At 65.1% G+C, this 23,552-nt stretch carries 25 protein-coding genes; 5 read left to right on the top strand and 20 right to left on the bottom strand.

What is annotated here, in order from left to right:
- Positions 1–81: 81 nt before the first annotated feature.
- The gene (locus K426_RS20455; protein ID WP_066560916.1) at positions 82–609 is read left to right on the top strand and encodes a hypothetical protein; all 528 of its coding nucleotides are present in this window, start codon (positions 82–84) and stop codon (positions 607–609) included.
- Here K426_RS20455 and K426_RS20460 read toward each other — a convergent pair.
- The 8 genes from K426_RS20460 to rpmI form a co-directional block, all read right to left on the bottom strand.
- Positions 554–1,270: a DUF4386 domain-containing protein gene (locus K426_RS20460; RefSeq protein WP_066560919.1), complete on the bottom strand. Its 717-nt coding sequence runs from the start codon at positions 1,268–1,270 to the stop codon at positions 554–556. The two genes, K426_RS20455 and K426_RS20460, sit on opposite strands and share 56 nt — an antisense overlap.
- Before the next feature lie 24 nt (positions 1,271–1,294).
- On the bottom strand, positions 1,295–1,963 hold the full coding sequence (locus K426_RS33135; protein WP_082748732.1) for an energy transducer TonB: 669 nt from the start codon (positions 1,961–1,963) through the stop codon (positions 1,295–1,297).
- A 1-nt stretch (position 1,964) separates the two neighbouring features.
- Positions 1,965–4,379, bottom strand: a complete 2,415-nt coding sequence (gene pheT, locus K426_RS20470; RefSeq protein ID WP_066560923.1) for a phenylalanine--tRNA ligase subunit beta — start codon at positions 4,377–4,379, stop codon at positions 1,965–1,967.
- Complete coding sequence (gene pheS / locus K426_RS20475; RefSeq protein ID WP_066560926.1) at positions 4,376–5,467, bottom strand: phenylalanine--tRNA ligase subunit alpha; 1,092 nt, start codon at positions 5,465–5,467, stop codon at positions 4,376–4,378. The genes pheT and pheS overlap by 4 nt, the downstream gene beginning before the upstream one ends.
- 61 nt (positions 5,468–5,528) lie before the next feature.
- Positions 5,529–5,855 (bottom strand): GIY-YIG nuclease family protein, encoded by a 327-nt coding sequence (locus K426_RS20480; protein WP_066560929.1) that lies wholly within the window; start codon positions 5,853–5,855, stop codon positions 5,529–5,531.
- Between the two features lie 42 nt (positions 5,856–5,897).
- On the bottom strand, positions 5,898–6,518 hold the full coding sequence (locus K426_RS20485) for a LysE family translocator (protein WP_066560932.1): 621 nt from the start codon (positions 6,516–6,518) through the stop codon (positions 5,898–5,900).
- A 92-nt stretch (positions 6,519–6,610) separates the two neighbouring features.
- Positions 6,611–6,973, bottom strand: a complete 363-nt coding sequence (rplT, locus tag K426_RS20490) for a 50S ribosomal protein L20 (RefSeq protein ID WP_007689504.1) — start codon at positions 6,971–6,973, stop codon at positions 6,611–6,613.
- Positions 6,974–6,986: 13 nt separating this feature from the next.
- Positions 6,987–7,190, bottom strand: a complete 204-nt coding sequence (rpmI, locus tag K426_RS20495) for a 50S ribosomal protein L35 (protein ID WP_007689506.1) — start codon at positions 7,188–7,190, stop codon at positions 6,987–6,989.
- Positions 7,191–7,347: 157 nt separating this feature from the next.
- Between rpmI and K426_RS20500 the strand changes: the two genes are divergently transcribed.
- Both K426_RS20500 and K426_RS20505 read left to right on the top strand, forming a co-directional pair.
- Entirely contained in the window at positions 7,348–9,516 is a 2,169-nt protein-coding gene (locus K426_RS20500; RefSeq protein ID WP_066560940.1) for an AsmA family protein, read from the top strand.
- A 61-nt stretch (positions 9,517–9,577) separates the two neighbouring features.
- Positions 9,578–10,024, top strand: coding sequence for a VOC family protein (locus K426_RS20505; protein WP_066560941.1), 447 nt, complete (start codon positions 9,578–9,580; stop codon positions 10,022–10,024).
- A gap of 250 nt (positions 10,025–10,274) precedes the next feature.
- Here K426_RS20505 and ssb read toward each other — a convergent pair whose 3' ends face one another.
- The 5 genes from ssb to K426_RS20530 form a co-directional block, all read right to left on the bottom strand.
- Positions 10,275–10,829 carry a single-stranded DNA-binding protein gene (gene ssb / locus K426_RS20510; RefSeq protein WP_066560943.1) on the bottom strand — a complete coding sequence of 185 codons (555 nt, stop codon included), beginning with the start codon at positions 10,827–10,829 and terminating at the stop codon, positions 10,275–10,277.
- 58 nt (positions 10,830–10,887) lie between these two features.
- Positions 10,888–11,439 carry a hypothetical protein gene (locus K426_RS20515; RefSeq protein ID WP_082748734.1) on the bottom strand — a complete coding sequence of 184 codons (552 nt, stop codon included), beginning with the start codon at positions 11,437–11,439 and terminating at the stop codon, positions 10,888–10,890.
- A 54-nt stretch (positions 11,440–11,493) separates the two neighbouring features.
- Positions 11,494–13,356: a ferrous iron transporter B gene (feoB, locus tag K426_RS20520; RefSeq protein ID WP_066560949.1), complete on the bottom strand. Its 1,863-nt coding sequence runs from the start codon at positions 13,354–13,356 to the stop codon at positions 11,494–11,496.
- Positions 13,353–13,625 (bottom strand): FeoA family protein, encoded by a 273-nt coding sequence (locus K426_RS20525; protein WP_066562076.1) that lies wholly within the window; start codon positions 13,623–13,625, stop codon positions 13,353–13,355. Before K426_RS20525 ends, feoB begins: the two co-directional genes overlap by 4 nt.
- A gap of 88 nt (positions 13,626–13,713) precedes the next feature.
- A complete protein-coding gene (locus K426_RS20530) occupies positions 13,714–14,379 on the bottom strand; it encodes a COQ9 family protein (protein ID WP_066560952.1) in 666 nt (221 codons plus the stop codon).
- A 187-nt stretch (positions 14,380–14,566) separates the two neighbouring features.
- Here K426_RS20530 and K426_RS20535 point away from each other — a divergent pair, with 187 nt between their 5' ends.
- Positions 14,567–15,652, top strand: a complete 1,086-nt coding sequence (locus tag K426_RS20535) for an alkene reductase (protein ID WP_066562077.1) — start codon at positions 14,567–14,569, stop codon at positions 15,650–15,652.
- 117 nt (positions 15,653–15,769) lie between these two features.
- Here K426_RS20535 and K426_RS20540 read toward each other — a convergent pair whose 3' ends face one another.
- The 6 genes from K426_RS20540 to yczE form a co-directional block, all read right to left on the bottom strand.
- Positions 15,770–17,566, bottom strand: coding sequence for a heparinase II/III domain-containing protein (locus K426_RS20540; RefSeq protein WP_066560955.1), 1,797 nt, complete (start codon positions 17,564–17,566; stop codon positions 15,770–15,772).
- Positions 17,563–18,225: a ribulose-phosphate 3-epimerase gene (rpe, locus tag K426_RS20545; protein ID WP_066560958.1), complete on the bottom strand. Its 663-nt coding sequence runs from the start codon at positions 18,223–18,225 to the stop codon at positions 17,563–17,565. Before rpe ends, K426_RS20540 begins: the two co-directional genes overlap by 4 nt.
- Before the next feature lie 103 nt (positions 18,226–18,328).
- Positions 18,329–18,814, bottom strand: a complete 486-nt coding sequence (locus K426_RS20550; RefSeq protein ID WP_066562078.1) for a diguanylate cyclase — start codon at positions 18,812–18,814, stop codon at positions 18,329–18,331.
- 68 nt (positions 18,815–18,882) lie between these two features.
- Complete coding sequence (locus K426_RS20555) at positions 18,883–20,172, bottom strand: RsmB/NOP family class I SAM-dependent RNA methyltransferase (RefSeq protein ID WP_066560961.1); 1,290 nt, start codon at positions 20,170–20,172, stop codon at positions 18,883–18,885.
- Positions 20,173–20,237: 65 nt separating this feature from the next.
- Positions 20,238–20,744 (bottom strand): DUF1993 domain-containing protein, encoded by a 507-nt coding sequence (locus tag K426_RS20560; protein ID WP_066562080.1) that lies wholly within the window; start codon positions 20,742–20,744, stop codon positions 20,238–20,240.
- 106 nt (positions 20,745–20,850) lie between these two features.
- The gene (gene yczE / locus K426_RS20565; RefSeq protein ID WP_066560964.1) at positions 20,851–21,453 is read right to left on the bottom strand and encodes a membrane protein YczE; all 603 of its coding nucleotides are present in this window, start codon (positions 21,451–21,453) and stop codon (positions 20,851–20,853) included.
- 90 nt (positions 21,454–21,543) lie between these two features.
- Here yczE and yczR point away from each other — a divergent pair, with 90 nt between their 5' ends.
- Complete coding sequence (yczR, locus tag K426_RS20570; RefSeq protein ID WP_066562082.1) at positions 21,544–23,007, top strand: MocR-like transcription factor YczR; 1,464 nt, start codon at positions 21,544–21,546, stop codon at positions 23,005–23,007.
- A gap of 112 nt (positions 23,008–23,119) precedes the next feature.
- On the opposite strand, the gene ribH is transcribed toward yczR, so the two are convergent.
- The gene (gene ribH, locus K426_RS20575) at positions 23,120–23,542 is read right to left on the bottom strand and encodes a 6,7-dimethyl-8-ribityllumazine synthase (RefSeq protein ID WP_066560965.1); all 423 of its coding nucleotides are present in this window, start codon (positions 23,540–23,542) and stop codon (positions 23,120–23,122) included.
- Positions 23,543–23,552: the final 10 nt, after the last annotated feature.

Genomic DNA, 23,552 nt, shown 5'->3' on the forward strand with positions numbered 1-23,552 from the left:
TTGCCACGCCCCCGCATAGCGGCGAAGCAGGCCGGGAACCACGCCCTATCTTAAAGGTTTGAAAGTCAGGGAGAAAAAGGGATGAAATGGATATTCGTGGCTGCGCCGCTGCTTTTTTCGACTGCCGCTCCGGCGCAGGTGCAGGAGAAGAAGGACGACACCCTCAAAAAAGCCGGCAGCATCGCCACGCAACCGGCGCGGGATGTCGGCATCGACAAGGATAAGATTCCCCAAGTCCTGCAAAGGGCGGTCGAAGACCCTTATGGACGCCCAGCATCGCGTAGCTGCAAGAACCTCAAGGCGGCGCTGGACGAACTGAACGCCGTCCTCGGTCCCGACTTCACTGTCGGTCAAAAGGCCAATGAAAACCGCACCGGCAAGATCGCGGAGGCGGTCGGCAAGACGATCGTCAATTCAATCATCCCCTTTCGCGGCCTGGTGCGGGAGATCAGCGGCGCGGCCCCCGCCGAGCGCCGTCTGGAAGCCGCCGTCACCGCCGGCATAGCCCGGCGCGGCTATCTGCGCGGGATTGCGGCCGAAAGGGGTTGCAAGATCATGAGCCCGCCGCCGACTCCGCAGGAAAATGCCGAGGATGCGCCCCGGAAATAAGCAGCCATAGCGCAAATACCGCTTCGGCCAGCAACGCGACGATGTCCGCCTGGATCACCGTCGCATCGGCCAGGTCAGGCGCGATCAGCGCGACCGATCGCACCGCCATCTGGATGAAACCGCCCAGCGCCAGCCCGACGCCGACGGCTTTGGGCAGCCGCCCCGATCGAAAGGCAAGCAAGCCGATCAGCAGCAGATAAAGCCCGATGAAGATGCGTCCGATCCCCTGCACGGCTTGCCCCAGCGCAAGGAAAATCTGCACCAGCGAATGCACTTCCGCCATGCCGATCCCTGGATGCGGCGCGCTGTCGAGCAGGACCGGCGGCGCCATGGTCATGAGGCTGCTCGCGGCCAATGTGGCAATCCCGGTCAGCGACATCAAAGCCGCCACCCGCGCCAGATTGCGCGCAACAGGCGCGAACAGCGCGTAAAGCAGCGCCGTCGCCACGGCCATCCCGCACAACACGACGACATCGGCGGCTTCCCCGATCCGATAGAGCCAGGGATAATCCGCGATATTGCGCGCCGTCTCCCGCCCATTGCCGGGCACGACCAGCGCCGCCCGCGCCACCGCATCGCCAAGGATGCGGGCAGCCATCGCGCCGAGAATGAAGAGTCCGGCGAGCCGCGCTTTTCCGTCAACCCCGGCGAACAGCTTCATGCGCGGCGTGCCTTTCCAGCCCGTTCACCCAAAAGTGAATCGGATCGTTCCTCTGGTCGGTATGGCGCGGCCTTCGCTGTCGATGGCGGGCAAGAGCAAAGCATGCCTTTCGAGAACGGGGCATAGCTGTTCAGTAAAGAACGAAGCTCTGGCCCTATCTTCGACAAGGCAATTGTGCATCCGACCGGCGGTAGTGACAATGAAGCGAATCAGCACGTCCCTACCCTGGAAAGCCGCCAAAGCCGGTCTTTCTTGATATAATGTGTCAAGCCAATTCTCCGGTGAAATTGGCGTTGCTCCTCCGAAACCCAGAGCATCGGCGCTGTCTTTTGCCGCCGGCCCGTTGCTCATCCTCGCCCATCTCACAACGAGAGGGATATCAACGGATTCCGGTTTTCCGTTCGCGTCCAAAGCAGGCGAAAAGGGCCATCTATGTGCAACGAGAGAGCAACTTGGCTTGCGTAATATTTCCGGTCCTTCGTTGGCCATTACTTCGCACCGCACTTGGCCATCCGGCTCAACCCGCACCCGGATCGGAATATCACCGGCAAGCCCGTTTATCAGTGCTTCTGGAGGATAGTCATTCCTCTGAATCCTCACGACCAGCGCGGATGATGAAGCGCTAACCGCTTGGCCCAAGCAGCATATCGCCCAAAACAGCAGCATGCTTTTACACCAAGCCGACCGATTCATATTACCACCTCAGACTGCCGCCCAGCTTCTCGGCCGCCTTCACCACCGCCGCGCTGATCGCGTCCAGCTCCTCCTGGGAGAAGCTCTTTTCGCCCGGTTGCAGGGTGATTTCGATGGCGAGACTCTTCTTGCCCTCTTCCACGCCTGGGCCCACGAAGACGTCGAACAGCCGCGCATCGACAATGGCTTTCTTGTCCGCGCCCTTGACTGCACGTACCAGCGCATCGGCCTCGACCGCCTGATCGATGACGAAGGCGAAGTCACGCTTCACCGCCTGCAACGCGGGCGGCGCATAGGGCGCGCGCATGAAGCCGCTGTTCCGCTTGGTCGGGATCGCATCGAGGAAGATCTCACCCGCGACCACCGTGCCGGTCAGCCCGAACTGCTTGGCGAGGCTGGGATGCAGCACCCCGAACTCGGCCAGCACGACCTTCGGCCCCAACCGCAGCGTGCCCGACTGGCCCGGATGATAGGCGGCCGAAGCTTCAACAAAGCTCTGCAAATTCGCCACCGGCGCACCGGCAGCAGCCAGCAGCGCGATCACCTCGCTCTTGGCATCGAAGGCGGAGAAGGCCTGCGCCTTGCCCGTCTGCCAGCCCCGCGCAACCTTCTCGCCCGCCAGCACGAAACCGACCGTGGCCCGCTCCTTGTCGGCGAAATAGCGCCGTCCCAGCTCGAACAGCCGCACCGCAGCCGCGCCGCGATCCATGTTCCGCCGCGTGGCCGACAGCAGGCCCGGCAGCAGGGAGGGGCGCATCACCTTCAGATCTTCGGAAATGGGATTGGCGAGCGTCCAGTCGCCGCCACCGACCGAGGCCGCTTCCTTCTCCGAAATGAAGGACCAGTTGATCGCCTCGGCCAGACCCCGCGCCGCCGCCGTCCGGCGCACGCGCCGCTCGACATTCTGCTCGGGTGTGGCGGTCGGCTTGGCGACACCGGGCATGCGGGGCAGGGGGGTGGAGGGCACCTGATCCAGCCCGACGATGCGCACCACTTCCTCGACAATGTCGGGCCAGCCGTCGACGTCCCGCCGCCAGCTCGGTACGCTGACGGTCCAGTTGGCCGGCGTCGTCACCGGCATGCCGTCCTGATATTCGAAGGTGGAATCATTGCCCTGAATGCCGAAGCCAAGGCTTTCAAGGATGCGCTTCTGCTCGCCCTCGGACACATCGACGCCCGCCAGCGCCAGGCATTGTGACGGCTCGTAGGTCACGGTCTTGTTCGCCACGGGCGGCGAACCCGCCCGCGTCGCCTCGCTGGCCGTGCCGCCGCAAAGCTTGACCACCAGATCGGTCGCGATCGACAGGCCGTCATCGAGGAAGGCGGGATCCACCCCGCGCTCGAACCGCCCGCGGGCGTCTGAGGTCAGCGCCAGTTTCTGCCCCGTCACTGCGATCCGCTCCGGCGTGAAATAGGCGCATTCGATCAGCACGTCGGTCGTGCCGTCCTGCGCGCCCGAATGCTCGCCGCCCATGATGCCGCCAATGTCATGCACGGCCTCATCGTCGGCGATGACGGTCATCGTCTCATCGACGGTGTAGCTCTTGCCGTTGAGCGCCAGTATCTCTTCGCCGGCCTTGCCCTTGCGCGCCACGAGCGGACCTTTCAGCGTCGCCATGTCATAGACATGCAGCGGCCGCCCAAGGTCGATCATGATATAGTTGGTGATGTCGACCAGCGCGCTGATCGGCTTCTGCCCGATGGCCTTCAGCCGCTTCGCCATCCATTCGGGCGACGCGCCATTGGTCACGCCGCGAACGGTCCGCGCGAAGAAAGCCGGGCAGCCCTCTTCATCCTCGACCCGTACATCCGGCCCCGGCCCAACGCCCTCGACGGTCGGCACGACAATGGCGTTCAGCGTGCCGAGGCCCGCCGCCGCCAGATCGCGCGCAATGCCGCGCACGCCCATGCAGTCCTGCCTGTTGGGCGTGATCGACACATCGATCACTGGATCGTCCAGCCCAGCCCATTGCGCATAGACTTGCCCGACCGGCGCATCCGGGTTCAGCTCGATGATCCCGTCATGATCCTCGCCCAGTTCCAGCTCCCGGAACGAGCACATCATGCCGTTGGACTCGACCCCGCGAATGGCGGTCTTTTTCAGCACCATGCCGTTGACCGGCACCACCGCGCCCTCGGTCCCGAACACGCCGACCAGACCGGCACGCGCATTGGGTGCGCCGCACACGACCTGCAACGCGCCGTCGCCCGCGTCCACGGTCAGCACCTGCAACTTGTCCGCCTGCGGATGCGGATCGGCGGTCAGCACTCGGGCGATCCGGAAGGGGGCCAGCTTCTCCGCCGGATTTTCGACACCCTCGACCTCAAGCCCGATGTTCGTCAGACCTTTAAGGATCGTCGGCAGGTCGGCATCGGTCTTGAGATGCGTCTTGAGCCAGCTCAGCGTGAACTTCATGCGCCCACTCCTCCGCTGAGCGTCGGAACATCCAGCGCGGAGAAGCCATAATGTTTCAGCCAGCGCAGATCGCCGTCGAAGAAAGCGCGCAAGTCGTTCATCCCATATTTCAGCATCGCCAGCCGGTCGACGCCGGTGCCGAAGGCAAAGCCCTGCCATTCATCCGGGTCCAGTCCGCACGCCTCGATCACGCGGCGGTTGACCATGCCGCTGCCCAGCACTTCCAGCCAGCCGCCACCCGGCGCATCGCCGTCGCCGCCGATCACCCGCTGGCCGTTGGTCAGCGTATAGCCCACGTCCACTTCGACCGAAGGCTCGGTGAAGGGGAAATAGCTCGGCCGCAGCCGCAGCACGATATCGTCGCGCTCGAAGAAAGCCTTCAAGAAGGTTTCCAGCGTCCACTTCAGATGACCGAGCGTGATCCCCTTGTCGATCACCAGCCCCTCGATCTGATGGAACATCGGCGTATGCGTCGCGTCCGAGTCCGAGCGATAGACCCGGCCCGGCGCAATGATACGGATCGGGGGCTCCCCGTTCATCATCGTGCGGATCTGCACCGGGGAGGTGTGGGTGCGCAGCAGCATCTTTTTCCCGTCCTCAGCGTCGGGGAAATAGAAGGTGTCATGCATCGCCCGCGCCGGATGCGTCTCCGGGATGTTGAGCGCGGTGAAATTATGCCAGTCGTCCTCAATCTCCGGCCCGGTCGCCACGGAGAACCCCAGGTCCGCGAAAATCTCCGCCAGTTCGTCCATCACCTGGCTGACGGGATGAACCGACCCCTGCGCACCCAGCTCAGCAGGCAGCGTCATGTCGATCTTCTCGGCGGCCAGCTTCGCATCAAGCGCCGCTTGCTCCAGCGCCGCCTTCTTCTCCGTCAGCGCCGCTGTCACGCTCTCGCGCAAGTCCTGTATCGGCGGGCCTTTCTCCAGCCTCTCTTCCGGACTCATCGGCCCAAGGGTCTTGAGCAGCCCCGTCACCACTCCATTCTTGCCCATGGCGCCCACACGCAGCGCTTCCAGCGCCTCCAGCGTGTCCGCAGCCTCGATGTCGGCGATCAGGCCGGCTTTCAGATTGGCAATCTCACTCATCTTAAAGTCGTTCCCGCGAAGGCGGGAACCCATCTCCCGCACTATCCAAATTCCAAGGCGCTCAATCGATGCGCCGACTCTCCAAAGCCTCAAAACCCAAATCGAGAGCGAAATCACGCCATTCGGGATTATCCCGCTCGATCAGGTCGATCTTCCACTGCGTGTTCCACTTCTTGATCTGCTTCTCGCGCCGGATCGCCTCTTCCATCGAACCGCCGCTCTCGAACCAGACCAGCCGGTGCACGCCGTAGTCTTTTGTGAAGCCATCAATCAAGCCGGAACGATGCTGATGCAGCCGTTGAATGAGGTTTGAAGTGGCTCCGATGTACAGCGTGCCATTCTTATGACTGGCCAAAATGTAGACTGTCGGATCGAAGTCGCGTTGCATGGCCAGTCCGGAGATGGATTCCCGCCTTCGCGGGAATGACGATTAAGCCCGCGCGCCCAGCAGCGCCCCACCGAAACCGATGAACATCAGCCCCGTCCCTCGGTTGAACAGCCGCTGCCGGTTCGCGGGCGTCAGCCAGCGGGCGAGCTTCACCCCGCCCAGCGCATAGACGCACTGCCAGCCGAACTCGATCGCGACGAAGCTCATCACCAATATCGCCAACTGCACCGCAAAGGGCCGGTCCGTATCGATGAACTGCGGAAACAGCGCGGCGGCGAAGATGATGAGCTTGGGGTTGGACAATCCCGTCAACAGCCCGGTCCCATAGAGCGCCCGCAGCGACCGCGCCCGCGTGGCGCCGATCTCGCCCGCTTCGCCCACCGGCGCACACCAAGCCTTGACGCCCAGCCAGAGCAGATAGGCGACCCCCGCATAGCGCAGCCCGTCGAACAGTCGAGGCGAGGCCTTCAGCAACGCTCCCAACCCCAGCGCCGAAGCGATCAGGCAGAGCAGGATCGCGCTCATCAGCCCCGCCATGGTGGCGATGGCCCGTCGCGGCCCATGGTGAATGCTCTGCGTCATCACATGCAGCATGTTCGGTCCCGGCGTGGCCGAGATCAGGAAAACCGCCGTGACGTACAACCACCAGACATGCAACGACATGGGATCAAGCCTCCGAAAAAGGCAGAAACGAAAAAGGGCGCCGAAGGCATCTGCCCCGGCGCCCCTTTGGACGATCTTGCGACCGATCCGGCTCAGGCTGCGGGCAGCGCAGCCTTCGCCTGGGCGATGATGGCGCTAAACGCCTCGCCTTCGTGCATCGCAATGTCGGCCAGAACCTTGCGGTCCAGCTCCACACCGGCCAGCTTCAGGCCGTGCATGAACTGCGAATAGGTCAGGCCTTCAGCGCGGACGCCAGCGTTGATGCGCTGGATCCACAGGCCACGGAAGGTCCGCTTCTTGACCTTGCGGTCGCGATAAGCGTACTGGCCGGCCTTTTCGACGGCCTGGCGAGCGATACGGATCGTGTTCTTGCGACGGCCATAATAGCCCTTCGCCTGATCCAGAATCCTCTTATGCTTCGCCTTGGTGGTCGTACCACGTTTTACGCGTGCCATGTGCCTCTACTCCTTACTTCAGGCCGTAGGGCGCCCAGAGGCGCACATGTGCCACGTCGGCGTCGGACATGACCGAGGTGCCGCGGTTCTGGCGGATATACTTGGCGTTGTGGCTGATCAGGCGGTGACGCTTGCCAGCGACGCCGTGCTTGACCTTGCCGGAAGCGGTGAACTTGAAGCGCTTCTTCACACCGCTCTTGGTCTTGAGCTTGGGCATTTTCGTCTCCTTCTTCAGCGCGACGATTACGGACAGCCACGGCAGCCCTAGTTAGCCGGGCGGTCCTTCCGAATATCGCGAAGGGCGGCCCATAGTCGGAAGATCGCGCCAAAGCAAGCGATTCGGACCCAAAAGCGCTGCCCGGCGTTGAACCGCCATGGCCGACGCCGATCCCCTCCGGCCGGACATGCCGGCGAACGAGGTGCCGCGCCCCGGCGGCGCGCGCTATCACCTGTACCGTGCCCGGGAAAATTGGCGCAAAATCCCGCTGCCCTTCCGCGTCCTGCTCTGGATCGTCGGCATCATCTTCGCGCTGTGGCTGATCCTGTTCGTCACCAAGGGCCGCTTCCTCAAACACCCCTTCGAGCGCTTCCTGACCAGCCGCCTCGAACGCCCCGTCAAGGTCGGCGGCGACTTCCAGCTCTATTTCGATCCCGTCACCATCAAGTTCCGCGCCGAAAAGATGACGGTCGCGAACACTCAATGGGCAAGCCGCCCCGATTTCTTCCGCGCCGACCTGATCGACAGCCGAATCGCGCCTTTAAGCCTCCTCTTCGGAGACAAATATCGCGTCGGCTGGCTCGAACTGCGCAATGCGGCGGCCGACCTCGAATGGTCCCGCGACGGCAAGAGCAATACATGGACTTTCGGCGACCCCAACAGGAAGGGCGAGCCGCTCAACCTTCCCCTGATCCGCCGCGCACTGCTGGCGGGTACGACGCTGCGCTATCGCGATCCCCGGATGCAGCTCGCCACCGATATCGGCTTCGAAACGGTGAAGGCGCAGGACAGCCGCTTTGCCAGCGACGTGCGTTTTTCGGGCACCGGCACGATGCGGCAGCGACCCTTCACCCTGCGCGGCGGCCTGCTCTCGCCCAATGAAACGGTGATGGGCGGCAAAAACAGCTTAGCCCTTCATGCCGAGGCTGGCGCCACCATTCTCGAAGTCAGCGGCACCCTCCCCGGCGCGACCGAGATCAAGGGCGCCGATCTGCGCCTCATCACCCACGGTCCCAATCTCGCCCGGCTGTTCGACTTCCTGGGCGTCGCCATTCCCGAGACCCGGGATTACCGCCTGACCTCCGCACTCACCAGGCAAGGCGGCGAATGGCGATTCACGCACCTCAAGGGCCGCTTTGGCGATAGCGACCTCGCCGGGCGGCTGACCGTCTCGCTCCCCAATAACCGCTTGCTGCTGAAGGCTGCCCTGACGACCCAGACGCTCGACATCCTCGATATCGGTCCCTTCATCGGCTACGACCCGCAGAAGCTGGAGGCCCAGGGCGCGGACGGCGCGATCAGCACCGTGGGCGGCACGCCGCGCATCCTGCCTGACGCGCCGCTTCGGGTTGAAGCGCTGCGCAATTTCGACGCCCGGCTCCAATATGACGTTCGCCGCATCCGCGCGGAACATGTGCCGATCTCCAATATCGGTCTCACTTTGGCGCTCGATCACAGCCTGCTGAAGCTGTCGCCGCTGACCTTCGACATGTCCGGCGGCCATCTGAGTTCCGATATTTCCATCAATGCGCGCGGCCAGCCGGTGCGCACCACCTACGACATCCGCCTGTCTCCCACGCCCATGGGCAAGCTGCTCGCCCGCTGGGGCGTCGAGGAATCCGGCACCACCGGCATGATCAAGGCCCGTGTCCAGATGACCGGCCTGGGCGACACGCTGCACGATTCGCTCAGCACATCCGACGGGCGCATCGCCGTCATCCTGCCCGCCGGATCGATGTGGACCCGCAACATCCAGCTTTCCGAGCTCGATATCGGCACCTTCATCACCAAGATGTTCTCGGGCAAACTCAAGAAGCCGGTCCAGATCAATTGCGGCCTCATCGCCTTCACCGTTCGCAACGGCGTGGCGGCGGCGGACCCGATCATCATCGACACCGAAAAAAATGTGCTGCTGGGCCGAGGCGGCTTTTCCTTCCGCAATGAAAGCCTCGACCTCTCCTTCCGCGCCGACGGCAAGAAGTTCAGCCTCTTCTCCGGCCAGTCCCCGGTCAGCCTCGACGGCACTTTCGTCAAACCCCATATCGACGTCATCAGCCCCGAGCTGATCGCGCGCGGCGGCGCGGCAGCGGCGCTGGGCGTCGCCGCCAGCCCACTCGCTGCCGTTCTCGCCTTTGTCGACATAGGCGACGCGAAGAGCGCGGCCTGCGGTCCGGTCCTTGCCGGTGCGACCGCTACCGCCCAACGCACCAAGGGCGGCAAGCCCCGCGACGATGTCGGCCACGGCACCACGGCCAAGGACGAAGCCGGCAAGGGCAGCCAAAAAGAGAAAAAGAGTCAGGAGAAGAAATTCCTGGGCATCTTCTGATCCGCCTGCAAAGCGCCTATCCTGCGCCGGTCCGACGCTTTTTGAAGAGGGGAAGCCGCACATGACAGAAGCACAAAGCCCCACGGCCATACGTCCCACAGCAGGCGTCGTCCCGCACCTGACCATCGGCAATGACAAGGCGGCCGAAGCCATCGCCTTCTATTCCCGCGCTTTTGGCGCCGCCGAACTGATGCGCCATGTCGCGGAGGGTCGCCAGCGCATCATGCACGCGCATTTGCGCATCAATGGCGGTTCGTTGATGCTGAACGACCATTTCCCTGAAATGAGTGGCGGCACCCCGGCCGAGGCGCCCAGGGGCGTCACTCTACATCTGGCGGTCGACGATGCCGACGCCTGGTGGAAACGCGCGATCGAAGCGGGGGCGGGCGTCCGTTTCCCGATCGAAAACCAATTCTGGGGCGAGCGTTATGGCCAACTGACCGATCCCTATGGCCATGTCTGGTCGATCGGCGGTCCGATCAAGCGGTCCGATCAAGGTGCGTCGTGATGAGCGTTCGCGCCGGGTTTTGAAATATATTCGCTTCAGCGTGGATTACTGTGATCGCCCCCTCCCGGTTCGCGGGAACGCCATATTAGCCAATGGCCGGTTGCCGCCACTAAACGATCACTGCTCCTGCGAGGGCAGGAGCATGGCGCACTAGAATCGACATCAATGTGCGCCCTCCACCCTTAACCGCCAAAGAAAAACGCCCCGGCCGGAAGGTCGGAGCGCGTCTCTCTATCCAAGGTAAAAGCCGTCAGAACGGTACTTCGTCATCCAGGTCATTGTCGAAATTCGGCCCGCCCGCGCTGCCGCGACCGCCACCCGAGGAGCGGCCGGAACCGCTGCCAGAGCCGCCGCCGCCGAAATCATCATAATCACCGCCGCCAAAACCGCTCGATCCGCCGCTCCAGTCGCTGCCGCCCTGCGAGCGGCCACCACCGCCGAAGCCGCCGCCCGGTGCGCCGTCCAGCATGGTCAACACCGCGCCCGGCCCTTGCAGCACGACTTCGGTCGTGTAGCGGTCATTGCCCGACTGGTCCTGCCATTTGCGGGTGCGCAACTGGCCCTCCAGATACACCTTGCTGCCCTTGCGCAGGAAGCGTTCGGCAACGCCAGCCAGGCCTTCGGAGAAGATCGAGACGCTATGCCATTCGGTGCGCTCCTTGCGCTCGCCCGAATTGCGGTCCTTCCAGCTTTCGGAGGTCGCGATCCGCAGGTTGCACACCTTGCCGCCATTCTGAAAGCTCTTCACTTCCGGGTCCGCGCCCAGATTGCCCACCAGAATGACCTTGTTGACCGAACCCGCCATGTTTCCTCCGAAGCGTTAGCAGGCTCTTATAGCGGGCTGTTTCCGGAATGGAACCGGCTCAATGCGCCATCGCGCCAAGGGCCAGGCCTCCCGCGAGCAGCGCCAGCCAGGCAGCCGCGATCCGGGGAAGCCAGCGCACGCGGCCGATTCCGGCGCCGAGTCCCGCCCAAAGCAGGGCTGCGGCAATCACGGACAGAGCCAGGATCAGCAGATCGGACGCGAAGGCAGGGCGGGTTGCGGCGGGGAGGAGAACAAGGCCGATGATCAGCCCCTTGGGGTTGAGCAGGGTCGTGACGAACAGCTGCCGGGCGGTGATGTCGGCGGTTCCGCCGGTTGGCATGGCGGCGCGCCAGAGCTTGAGCGCCAGATGCAGAACCCAGATGGCGGCGCCGAGCTTGATCGCCTGCGAGAGCCAGCTTGCGATGCCATCCTTGCCCAGCATGGCGAGCGGGATCACCACGATCAAATAGGCGCCGAGTTCCGCAGGGATCAGCGATGCCGCGCGGCGCAGACCCTTCTGCCCGCCCACCAGCGCCATCAGGCTGTTGGTGGGACCGGGGGTCAGCAGCAAGGCCCAGAGGGCGAATGTGAAGAGAAGGGGGCTGGCCATGACCGGCGGGCTAGGCTTTTTTGGTTCGCCTCGCCTTGACCGGGCGCAAAATTCTCAACCCAGCCCGATGGCGGTCGCGGTCCAATAAGTGAGGCCCGCCGCGACATAGGCCAGCACGAACAGATAGCCGATCATGAACAGCGGCCATTTCCAGCCATTGGTTTCCCGCTTCGTCACGGCGATGGTCGAGATGCATTGCGGCGCGAACACGAACCAGGCGAGGAAGGCGAGTGCGGTCGGCAGCGGCCACTTATCCTTCAGCCGGTCGCCCAGGCTGCGTTCCAACTTCGCCTCATCCTCGTCCGCGTCGAGCGAATAGACGGTGGCGAGGGCTGAAACGGCGACTTCTCGCGCCGCCATGGCGGGGATCAGGGCCAGCGAAATGTCGCGGTTGAAGCCGATCGGCTCCAGCACGAGGTTGAGGCCGTTGGCGACGCGGCCCGCAATCGAATAATTGACCTGGCTGACGCCGCTATTCTCCGGCGCCTTGGGGAAGCTGAGCAACACCCAGAGGATCACGGTCGAGGTGAAGATGATCGTGCCCGCGCGCTTGAGGAAAATCACCGCGCGCTGCCACAGGCCGAGCAATATGTCCTGCGACCGGGGCCATTGATATTTGGGCATCTCCATCAGGAAACCGCCGCTGGCGCCCTTGGTGACGGTCCGGCGCAGGACCAGCGCGGCCAGCATCGCGCCGACGATGCCGGAAATATAGAGGAAGAAGAGGACCAGCCCTTGCAGGCCGATGCCGAGCGCCACGGTGCGCGCCGGGATGAAGGCGCCGATGATCACCGCATAGACCGGCAGCCGCGCCGAGCAGGTCATCAGCGGCGCGATCAATATGGTGGTCAGCCGATCCTTCGGGTCCGCGATGGTGCGGGTCGCCATGATCCCCGGCACCGCGCAGGCGAAGGAGGAGAGCAGCGGGATGAAGGCGCGGCCCGAAAGGCCGACCTTCGCCATGATGCCATCCATCAGGAAGGCGGCGCGGACCATATAGCCGGTCGCCTCCAGCATCAGGATGAAGAAGAAGAGGATCAGGATCTGCGGCAGGAACACGATGACCGATCCGACGCCGTTCAGCACGCCGTCGACCAGGAAGGAGCGCAGCAGTCCGCCGGGCAGTGCCGCCATCACGGCATCGCTGGCGCTGGCGACAAAGCCCTCGATCATGGCGATCGGTGCTTCGGACCAGGCGTAAACCGCCTGGAACATGATGAAGAGCAGGGCGAGCAGCAGGATCAGCCCCGCTACCGGATGGAGCGCCACCCGGTCGACCGCGGCGGTCAGGCGGCGGGAGGGGGTTTCACGCACGATGGCGGCGCGGGCGATGCGGCGCGCTTCCTGGCGCAGGCCGTCGAAATCGCGTTGTTCGCCTGAAGCGCGGACCCTGCCTACGCTGCCGTCGAGCATCGATTCCAGTTCTGTACGCAGATGGTCCAAGCCACGCTTGCGGACCGCGACGGTGGAGATCACCGGCACGCCCAGCTCGCGGGAGAGGATATTGGCGTCCAGCTCCAGCCCGTCACGGGTGGCGAGGTCGACCATGTTGAGCGCCACGATGGTCGGCAGGCCGAGTCCGATCAGTTCCAGCGCGAAGCGGAGATGATTGTCGAGATTGGAGGCGTCGACCACCACCACCAGTGCATCGGGCAGGCGTTCGCCCGCCTGCTTGCCCAATATGACGTCCCGCGTCACCTGTTCGTCGGGGCTGGTGGGGTTGAGGCTGTAGGTGCCGGGCAGGTCGACCAGTTCGATCGGGCGGCCATCGGACAGGGAAAAGCGGCCCGCCTTGCGCTCCACGGTGACGCCGGGATAATTGCCCAGCTTCTGGCGGGCGCCGGTCAGCGCGTTGAACAGGGCGCTCTTGCCAGCGTTGGGATTGCCGACCAGCGCGATCAGCGGCAGGCCGGTCATGCGCCTTTTTCCGTCGCGATGTCGTCCTGCGGCCCGGTGCGGACCGTGATGGCGGCGGCATGGTTGCGGCGCATGGCGATGGTCATGCGGCCGACCTTGCAGGCGATGGGGCCACGGCCCAGCAGGCCGCCATGGTGCAGCGCCTCCACGCTGGCGCCTTCGCACAGGCCGAATTCCCGCAATCTCTGCCCGTCGGATGCGGACAAGGCTTTCCAGTCGATCAGGTCCACATAAGCGGGTTGGCGCAACGGCAGTTCGGTCAGGCGCAAGGGTAAGGCACTCGTCATTTACTTCTGCGAGTGACTATCAATACCGATTGGAAAAGGCCAGCGCGAATCGGCGCGGCGGCGCGGCAGATTATATGGCGGGGTAACGCAGCCGCCCGATGAAGCGGGCGAAGCTCAGCCGTTCGCCGCCGCCTATGCCCTTCCACTGGGCCTTGGCGCGCTCGAACCGCATCACGCCCTCGATCCGCCGGGCCAGAAAAGCGCGGGTTTCCGTCCAATCCTCGCTCTCGTCATCGACGAAGACCAGCAGGGTCGCGGCATAAACGCCCGCCAGCGTCAGGCGCTTCGTATAGTGGTTGAGGTCGGTCGACTCGTCGCCTGCGGCGCGCCACATGCCGTCGGCGGCGCGCCAGCCGAGCTTGGCGGCGCGGGCGGCGTTGCGCGGCATGGCCAGGGTCGCCTGGGCCCGGCGCAGCGCTTCCCGGTCGCGCGCGAGCAGGGTGAGGCGGGTTTCGACAAGCGCGATGATGCGCTGGCGAATCGAGAGCGCGGCCAGCTTTTCCGGCGGCAGCGCTGCCAGCATCCGCGTGTCGATGCTTTCGAACCACGCATCGATCATGTCCATCGCGCCGTCGGGGAAGGCCAGCGCGGCGATATCGGCATCGATGCCGCATTGCTCCGCCGCCATCGTCACGGCCTCCGGACGCCAGCCGTCGAAGGCGGCGTGACGGGGCAGGATCGGGGCAAGCGCGGCGCGGACTTCGTCCAGCGTCATGTCCTGGTGCGTCGGGGTCATGACAGGCTATTAAGCCCGGCCGGGCAGGCGCACAAGCACCCGCGCCGATTAGCCGGAATCAGCGCGGGGAAAGCAAATCTTGCCCATCTTCTGCGGGAAGAGGGGTTGAAGCGGCCATGGCGGCTTCCTAGTTGGCTTTGGCAGGCACATCCCGTTGCAATCTGCAACTTTGAAGAGGGAATATTTCATGGCCAATCTGTTCGAACCGGTGCAGCTCGGCGCGATCCATGCGCCCAACCGCATGCTGATGGCGCCGTTGACCCGCGGCCGCGCAACCCGCGACCATGTGCCGACGCCGATCATGGCGGACTATTATCGCCAGCGCGCTTCGGCGGGCCTGATCATCAGCGAGGCGACGGGCATTTCCCGGCAGGGGCTGGGCTGGCCCTATGCGCCGGGGCTTTGGTCGGATGAACAGGCGGCGGCGTGGCAGCCGGTGACGGCGGCCGTGCATGAGGCGGGCGGACGGATCGTCGCGCAGCTCTGGCATATGGGCCGGGTGGTGCACAGCAGCGTGACCGGCGAACAGCCGGTGTCGGCCAGCGCCACCACCGGGCCTGGCGATGCCCACACCTATGCGGGCAAGCAGCCCTATGAACCGGCGCGGTCGTTGGCCATCGAGGAAATTCCGGGCGTGATCGCGGACTATGTCCATGCCGCGCGTAACGCCATTGCAGCGGGTTTCGACGGCGTGCAGATCCATGCCGCGAACGGCTATCTGATCGACCAGTTCCTGCGCGACGGCAGCAACCATCGGGACGATAGTTACGGTGGATCGATCGAGAACCGCGTACGCCTGCTGCGGGAGGTGACGCAGGCGGTGGCCGATGCCATAGGCGCCGATCGCGTTTCGGTACGCCTGTCGCCCAATGGGGACTCGCAGGGCGTCGACGACAGCAATCCTTCCGCGCTGTTCGCGGCGGCGGCGGAGGTATTGCAGCAGATCGGCATCGCCTTCCTCGAATTGCGCGAACCGGGACCGGACGGCACCTTCGGCCGGACCGACGTGCCGCGTCAGTCGCCTGTCATCCGCCGGCATTTTTCCGGGCCGCTGATCCTGAACAGCGACTATGACCTGGAACGGGCGCAGCAGGATCTGGACAGCGGTTTGGCGGATGGGGTGAGTTTTGGCCGCGCCTTCCTGGCCAATCCGGACCTGCCGAAGCGTCTGCAGATCGACGCGCCGCTCAACAGCCCGAACATGGCGACGCTCTATAGCCAGGGTGCCGAGGGCTATGTCGATTATCCGGCGTTGGAGGAAGCGGCCGCCTGAGGCGTGGTCTGGGCAGGGCGAACATTCATTCCGTTTGAGTGCACCCTGCTCCTGCATTCGCAGGAGCAGATAAAATGCTTCGGCTGAATATTCACCCCAAACAGCCCTTCTGGCCGGTCAGCCCACCTTCTTGAAAAGCCAGCCTATGGAGGAGCCGCCGGGAAGCGCTTCGCTGGTGACCACCAACTGCCGCGTGCCGTGGGGACGGCCTTCGGCATCGGTCCAGAGGCTTTCCTCGATCGCCAGTTTTCCGGCATTGGCGCGGAATTGCCAGGTGGCGCCCGTGTCGATGCGCAGCAGCGCGCCCATGCCGTCGGCGGTGGACGTGGGTTCGACGCCCGGCGCCAGATGGAAACGGAGCTGGACCGGCAGCTTCACCGGCTTCCGCCTGCGGGCGGCGGGGGTCAGCATGTCCTCGCCCCGGACCTCCTTGCCGTCGCTGCTCATCATCAGCAGGCGGCGGTGGACATAGCCCATGCGGCGGACATAGCCGTCATGGGAAAGATCGAGGCGGCTGCCGCTTTCGCTTTCCTGACGGTTGATCTCGACCTCGGTCACGCCCTTGCCCAGCGTGCCGTCGGGCAACAGGGCAGTGGAATTGCTGTCATCGAGCACCAAAGTGCTGTGCGCGGCGGTGGTGCGCAGACCCTGCGCCAGATCGCGGCCGATCCATGCGCCTACCTGCGCGGCGCCGCCGCAATTGATGACGAGCCGCTGCGGGCCGTCGCTGATCTCGATCGCGCCGGTGGAGGCGCAGCCCGCGTCGGCCAATTGCGCGACCGGCGGCGGGGCGGCGTCGATCTGGACCACTGTGCCGCCGGCGGCAAGGCGCTGATAGCCCCACCCATTGGCCTGCCGCAGCGGACGGGCGCGCACGCGGCTGGCGCGGATCACGGCTTCGATGGTGGCGGGATCGATCGCGCCCGCGCCCTGCCAGTTGCCCAGACCCCCGTCGCCATGGGTGAGGCCGAGCAAAGCCGGAACCGCCTTGCCGAGCGCGTCCTTCAGGAAGGCCGGCGCCTGTTCGCGGCGCACCTCATAGACTGCGGCGACCATGGTCAGCAGCATGATCGTTTCCAACTGGTCGAGCGGGGAACGGGAGATGATGCCGCCATCGGTGTGAAGGCCGCTGTCGAGCGCGCGCTTCAGGCCCGCTTCCCCGAACAGCTTGCGCGCTGCGCCGCCGGGCAGCAGCATCGACGCCGCGACGATGCCGCCCCAGGCGACAAGGCGAGGCAGGCCGATATGCGCCTTGTCAGCGCCGCGATCGAGATGGCGGGCGGTGCGAGCGATGCAGTTCAGCACCAGCGAGCGGTAGACGAGGTCGCTGGACGACAGGATGAGCGGCGCATGGGCCGACCAGAAGAGCAGGCGCCACCCCGCATTGTCGGCGCGCCAGGCGGGTTCGCTGGGCGTCTCTGCATGGGCGTCGAGCCATTTGCGCATCACGCCTTCGGCCAGTGGCGCGGCCTGTTCGCGGGTGGCGACGGTGGCGAGATCGCGCAGCCAGTGAAAGCCGTGCAGATAATCGGTGAAGCCGGGCGACATACCGGAATTTTGGCCCGGATTGGCGAAATCCAATTTGCCCAAGGGCTGTTTCAGACCCCGGAACAGGAAATAGCCGGCCCGGATCGCCTGGCCCGCATGGGCGTTGCCGGGGATTTCGTCATCGGGAACGGCGAGCAGCTTGAGCGGATATTTGCCCTTCAAGCGGCGGCCGTGGATCGGCGTCTTCCAACTGAGCAGGTAGAAGCGGTTGGCGACGCGCTGGGCCAGCGAAAGCCCCTTGTCATCCGCGATTCGGATGAGCCGCTTGCCCTGTTCGATTCCGTCTTCCGGCCGGTCGGTTTCGGCCGCATTCCCCAAAGAATGAGGCGGGACGGATTGAGGGGAAAGGCGGCGGCGGTCGCTCACCCGCCGCGCAGAGTCCGGATATTGCCGGCGTAGGCGGACGCCCCACCCCGGAAGGTCGCGGTGCCCGCCACCAGCACGTCGGCGCCCGCTTCGATGGCAAGGGGCGCGGTGGTGAAGTCGATGCCGCCATCGACTTGCAGGCGGATGTCGCGGCCCGATTTCTCGATCATCTTGCGGATCGCCTCGATCTTGCGAAGCTGGTTGGTGATGAAGCTCTGGCCTCCGAAACCGGGGTTGACGCTCATCACCAGGATCAGGTCGACGTCGTCGATGAGGTAATCCAGCATCTTGGCCGGGGTGCCGGGGTTCAGCACCACGCCCGCCTGCACGCCCAGCGACTTGATATGCTGGACTGAGCGGTGGATGTGCGGCCCGGCTTCCGGATGGACGGTCAATATGTCAGCGCCCGCCTCGGCAAAGGCGTTCAGATATTGGTCCACCGGGGAGATCATCAGGTGGACATCGAACGGCTTCTTCGTGTGCGGGCGCAGCGCCTTCACCACGCCGGGGCCGATGGTGATGTTAGGCACGAAATGGCCGTCCATCACATCGATGTGAATCCAGTCGGCGCCGGCTTCGTCGATGGCGCGGACCTCCTCGCCCAGGCGGGCGAAATCGGCGGACAGGATGGAGGGCGAGATCAGGATGGGGCTGGTCATTTGACCTTCGGCCTTAGCCTTGGCCGTGGTTAAGGGCAACGCCCGATTCGCGCTATCCACAGGCTTTTGATGACGGGGATTTTGGCGGCTGTGGCGATGGTCTTCAGGACAGGACGAACAGCGTGGGGTCCAACCCCTTGGACGGGCCTGCGCCCTTGGGCAGGAATTGCTTAACGCCGTGTAAAGCAACCACTTGATTTTGCTTGACAATGGGAGCGGCGATCAGGCGCATGACGCATTCGCCGCCGTCCGCCGGGCGAATGTCGACGTCCAGCGTGAAGCCGCGCCGGTGGCGGATGGCATAGGCGCGGAGCTGCTCCATGGCGGCACAGCTTTCCGGCGCATAGAGCGACACGGCAAGCGGGCGCGGGACGAGCATGCCCCGCTCCAGCCCGAAAATGTCGTAGACGCCGTCGGTCCAGTTCAGGCTGTTGTCGCTGAGCTCGCAGTGCCATAGACCCAGGCCACGCTCGGCCAGCGCCTCGTCGTCGCGGGCCAGCCGGTCGTCCAGCATGACCGGCGCCAGATGCTCGCGCAGGGCGTAGAGCGGCCAGCTATGGTTCAGGGGAAGAGGCTCGGTCGGGCGCAAAGCGGGTCTTTCCTGGAGCGGCTCGGACAACAACGGCACGGTCTGATCGCACCATAATGGATGCTTGGTTAAGGCTTAGTGGATCGCACGAGCCGCGCAATGAAAAAGCCGTCCGTGCCGCCCCGGTCCGTCAGCGTGTCGGGCAAGGTGCGGACCCAGCCTTGCGCCGTGGGAGTGATGCCGTCGGGCAGTTCGGCGGGGTCGGCGGGGCGTGAAGTGAAATCGGGATGGGCGTTCAGGAATTGCGCGACCTGTTCCTCGCCCTCGGCCTGTTCGAGCGAGCAGGTGGCGTAGATCAGCGTGCCGCCGGGCTTCAGCCAGTCGGCGGCGCGGGCGAGCAGTTCGGTCTGGAGCTCGGCCAGCTCCGCGATCTGGCGCGGGCCGATGCGGTGCAGCACGTCAGGATGGCGGCGGTAGATGCCGGTGGCGGTGCAGGGGGCGTCCAGCAGGATGGCGTCGGCTGGGCTGTCCGGGGTCCAAGTGCGCAGATCTGCTTGCATGACCTCGGCAGACAGGCCGGTGCGGGCGAGGTTTTCCCGGAGGCGATCAAGGCGCTTTTTCGACTGGTCGACGGCGGTGACGCGCCAGCCCGCGGTGGCAAGCTGCATGGTCTTGCCGCCGGGGGCGGCGCAGAGATCGAGGATGTGGCGGCCTTCACCCTTGCCGAACAGGCGGGCGGGGATGGAGGCGGCGAGATCCTGCACCCACCAGGCGCCCTCGGTGAAGCCGGGAAGGTCGGGGATATTGGCGCTTTCCGGCAGGCGGACATGGCCGGGGGCAAAGCTTTGACCGCCCAGATCTTCGGTCCAGCGGGCGGTTTCGCCGGCGTCGCGCAGGCTGAGGTCGATGGGCGGACGTTGGGCATAGGCTCCGGCGGCGGCTTGCGGCATGGCGTCGCCCCATTGCCCGGCCCAGCGGCTGGCGACCTCGGGCGGGAGGGCCGGGGGCGAAGGCAGCGTCGGGTTGGCGCGGGTCAGCGTGCCGAAGACGCCGTGGACCAGCTTGCGCGGGCCGCCGTCGACCAGCGGCAGGGCGGTGGCGATGGCGGCATGAGGAGCCGTGCCAAGCGCGAGGACTTGAATGAGGGCGATGCGCAGGACCATGCGCGCCTTGGCGTCATGCGGGAGCGGCTGGCGCGTGGCGCTGTCGATCAGGGCGTCGAGATCAGGCAGGTGGCGCAGCGTTTCGGCGGCAATGGCATGGACAAGGGCGCGGTCGGCCGGGGCCAGTCCCTGGGCGGCGCCGTGCAGGGCGAGTTCGAGCGGATCGCCCCGGCGCAGCACAGCATCGAGCAGGCGGAGCGCGGCGCGGCGGGCGGGGAGGCCGGGGACGTCTTCGGGGCGGGGGGATTTTGCCATCGCTCGCGCCTAGGGCAAAATGCGCGGGAAAGTAAGTTTTGTTCGTTCAGGCCACGATCCGTCGTTTAGATTCCGCCCAGATAATCGAGCTTGCCGACCGGCACCCCCGCCTGTCGCAGCAGCGCATAAGCGGTCGTCACATGGAAATAGAAATTGGGCAGGGCAAAGCCGAGCGCATGGCTGCGCCCGGTGAAGGCGAAATCGCCCCGCGGGGTCTTGAGGATCACCTCGGCATCCTCCCGTCCGTCGATCCGTTCGCGGGGCACGGATTCCAGGAAGGCGATGGTCTTGGCGATCCGCTCCTGCAAATCGGCAAAGCTCCGTTCGGTGTCGGGCATCGGCGCCGGGTCGAGCGCGCCGATGCGGATGACCGCACCTTTGGCGCTGTCGCTGGCATATTGCACCTGCGCGCTGAGCGGGGCCATGTCCTCGATCAGCCGCGCCAGCGTCAGCGTCAGCGGATCGATCCCCTTTTCGGCGGCATAAGCGGCCCCCTTGTCAAGAATCGCGGACAGATTGCGCAGACCCCGGATGAATAGAGGCACGGTCAGGTCATACAGGTCGGTCGCCACCAAGCTCTCCTCATCATCTTGAGGGGGCATCATATGGCTCCGACCGCCTCTGTCGATACCCGGCCGAAATAAAAGCTCCATGCCGGCGGGTCAGGGGGCAACCAAATCAGGCAAGAGCGGGGCGCTCTGGCGGGGCGATGGTGAAGAAGGGCAAAGCGTGGTGCACGATCCAGCCGATCGTCGCCGCATAGAATATGGTGCCAAGCCCGACCGTGCCGCCCAACAGCCAGCCGATCGCCAGCACACCGATCTCGATCCCGGTCCGCACCCATTTGACCGGCAACCCGGTGCGACGGCAGAATCCGGTCATCAACCCGTCACGCGGCCCCGGCCCCAGTCCCGCGCCGATATAGGCACCGCCCGCAATGCCGTTGAGGACGATCCCGGCCGCCAGCCAGGCAAAGCGCATGGCATAGCTTTCCGGCGTCGGCAGGATCAGGAGGCTCAGGTCCACCGCGGTTCCGATCACCAATATGTTGCAGACCGTACCGATGCCGGGCCGCTGGCGCAGCGGCCACCAGAGCAGCAGCACGATCGCGCCGATCAGATTGACCGTCATGCCGAAGCTGAGCCCCAGGCGCGGTGCCAGTCCCTGATGCAGCACGTCCCAGGGGTCCAGCCCCAGATTGGCGCGCAGCATCAACGCCATGGAAAAGCCGTAGAGGCCAAGACCCCAGAAAAGCTGAAAGAGGCGGCGGTGCATCATCATGACGGTCGAAATCGTCCGAAATGGCCTTTTACAAAACAGCCAATATTGGATAAGTGGCCCCCTTCACCCCTTGGATTGGAACTGATCGCCATGTCCACTTCCCTGCTGCGACCCCCTTCCCTGCTCCGCCTGCTGGGCGCCTGGCGCGCCGGGGACAGCGCCGAGCCTGCCTATCGTCAATTGGCGCAGGCGCTGCGGATGCTGGTGCTGGACGGTCGCATCGGCCTCAATGTCCGCCTGCCGGGGGAACGGGAACTGGCTGCCGCACTGGGCCTCAGCCGCACGACCATCGCTGCCGCCTTCGACCGGCTGCGCGACGAAGGTTTTCTCGAGAGCCGGCAGGGGTCCGGCAGCGTCACGCGTTTGCCGCCCGGCCGGATGGAACAGACTTCGCCGGAGATCGACACGGTCAGCGGCGGCAATATCCTGAACTGGACCCATGCCGCCCTGCCCGCCGCGCCGGGAGTCGGCCGGGCCTATCAGGCGGCGGTGGAGGCACTTCCCACCTTTCTGGGCGAGTTGGGCTATGATCCGCTGGGCCTGCCGCCGCTGCGCCGGGCGATCGCCGCGCATTACGAACGGCGGGGATGCCCGACGAGTCCGGACCAGATCATCGTCACCAACGGCGCGCAGCAGGGATTTTCCCTGCTGCTTCATTGGCTGGCGGGGCCGGGAGACCGGGCAGTGATCGATCACCCGACCTATCATAATGCGATCCAGGCTCTGCAGCGCGCCCATGTCGTGCCGGTGCCGGTCGGCCTGCCCGCGCAGGGATGGGACATCGATGCGATGGAGGCGGCCTTCCGCCAGACAAGCCCACGTTTCGCCTATATCATCGCTGATTTCCACAATCCCACCGGGCGCAGCATGGACCCGGCCACCCGCCGCGCGCTGGTGGCCGCCGCCATCCGATCGCACATGCCGCTGATCATCGACGAGACCATGGTGGCGATGGGGCTGGACAATATGCCTCCGCCGCCGGTCGCGGTGCATGATCCTTCGGGCCGGCAGGTCATCACCCTGGGTTCCGCCAGCAAGATTTTCTGGGGCGGGCTGCGCGTCGGCTGGATTCGCGCCGATCCGCAGACCGTCGCGGCGCTGGGTCGCCTGCGCACCACGATGGACATGGCAAGCCCGGTGGTGGAGCAGCTTGCCGTCGCGCATCTGATCGACGGCGATGAGGGATTGGGCGCGCGGGCGGCCATGCTGCGGGGGCGTCGCGATCATCTTCTCGGGCTGATCGAACGGCACCTTCCTCACTGGCGCGCGGAATCCCCAGCGGGCGGCCTGTCGCTCTGGGCGGAACTGCCGCGTGGGGAGGCGACGGCGCTGGCCGCCATTGCCGAAAGCCATGGCGTGCGCGTGGCACCGGGGCCGCGCTTCGGGGTGAGCGGTGCATTTGAACGTTTCCTGCGCTTGCCTTTCACCCTGTCCGAGGAGCAGTTGACGGCGGGCGTGGAACGGCTGGCCGAAGCCGATGCGCGGCTTCACGCGCGCATGCCACGCGGCCGCGATTCACTGGCCGCCGCGCTGGAGGCGGACCGGCTGATCTGAGCTATGGCGGGAATTGGCTAACTCCAGCCCTTGCCCAATCTCAATATCTGGAACACATGAAAGGGACCGCCCGGCAAGCAGCCCCTTTTTGCTCATTCATATATCCAGCGTCTCAGGCGCTGAATTTCTCGCGCAGGGTGAGCATGGCGATGGCGGCCTTGGCCGCTTCGCCGCCCTTGTCTTTCTCGTCCTTTTTCGCGCGGGTCAGCGCCTGGGCTTCGTTTTCGACCGTCAATATGCCATTGCCGATCGGAATGCCGTCCATGCTGAGCGCCATCAGGCCGCGAGCGCTTTCGTTCGATACCACTTCGAAATGATAGGTTTCGCCGCGGATCACCACGCCGATGGCGATGAAGCCGTCATAGCGGCCGCTTTCCGCCGCCAGCGCCACCGCGCCGGGAATTTCCAGCGCGCCGGGAACCGTCACCACTTCATATTTATGCCCCTCATCCTCCAGCGCCGTGGTGGCGCCTTCGATCAGCAGGTCGTTGAGATGGTCGTAGAAGCGCGCTTCGACGATCAGGAATTTTGCCATGGATGGTTCC

The organism is Sphingobium sp. TKS (genome assembly GCF_001563265.1).
GTDB lineage: Bacteria > Pseudomonadota > Alphaproteobacteria > Sphingomonadales > Sphingomonadaceae > Sphingobium.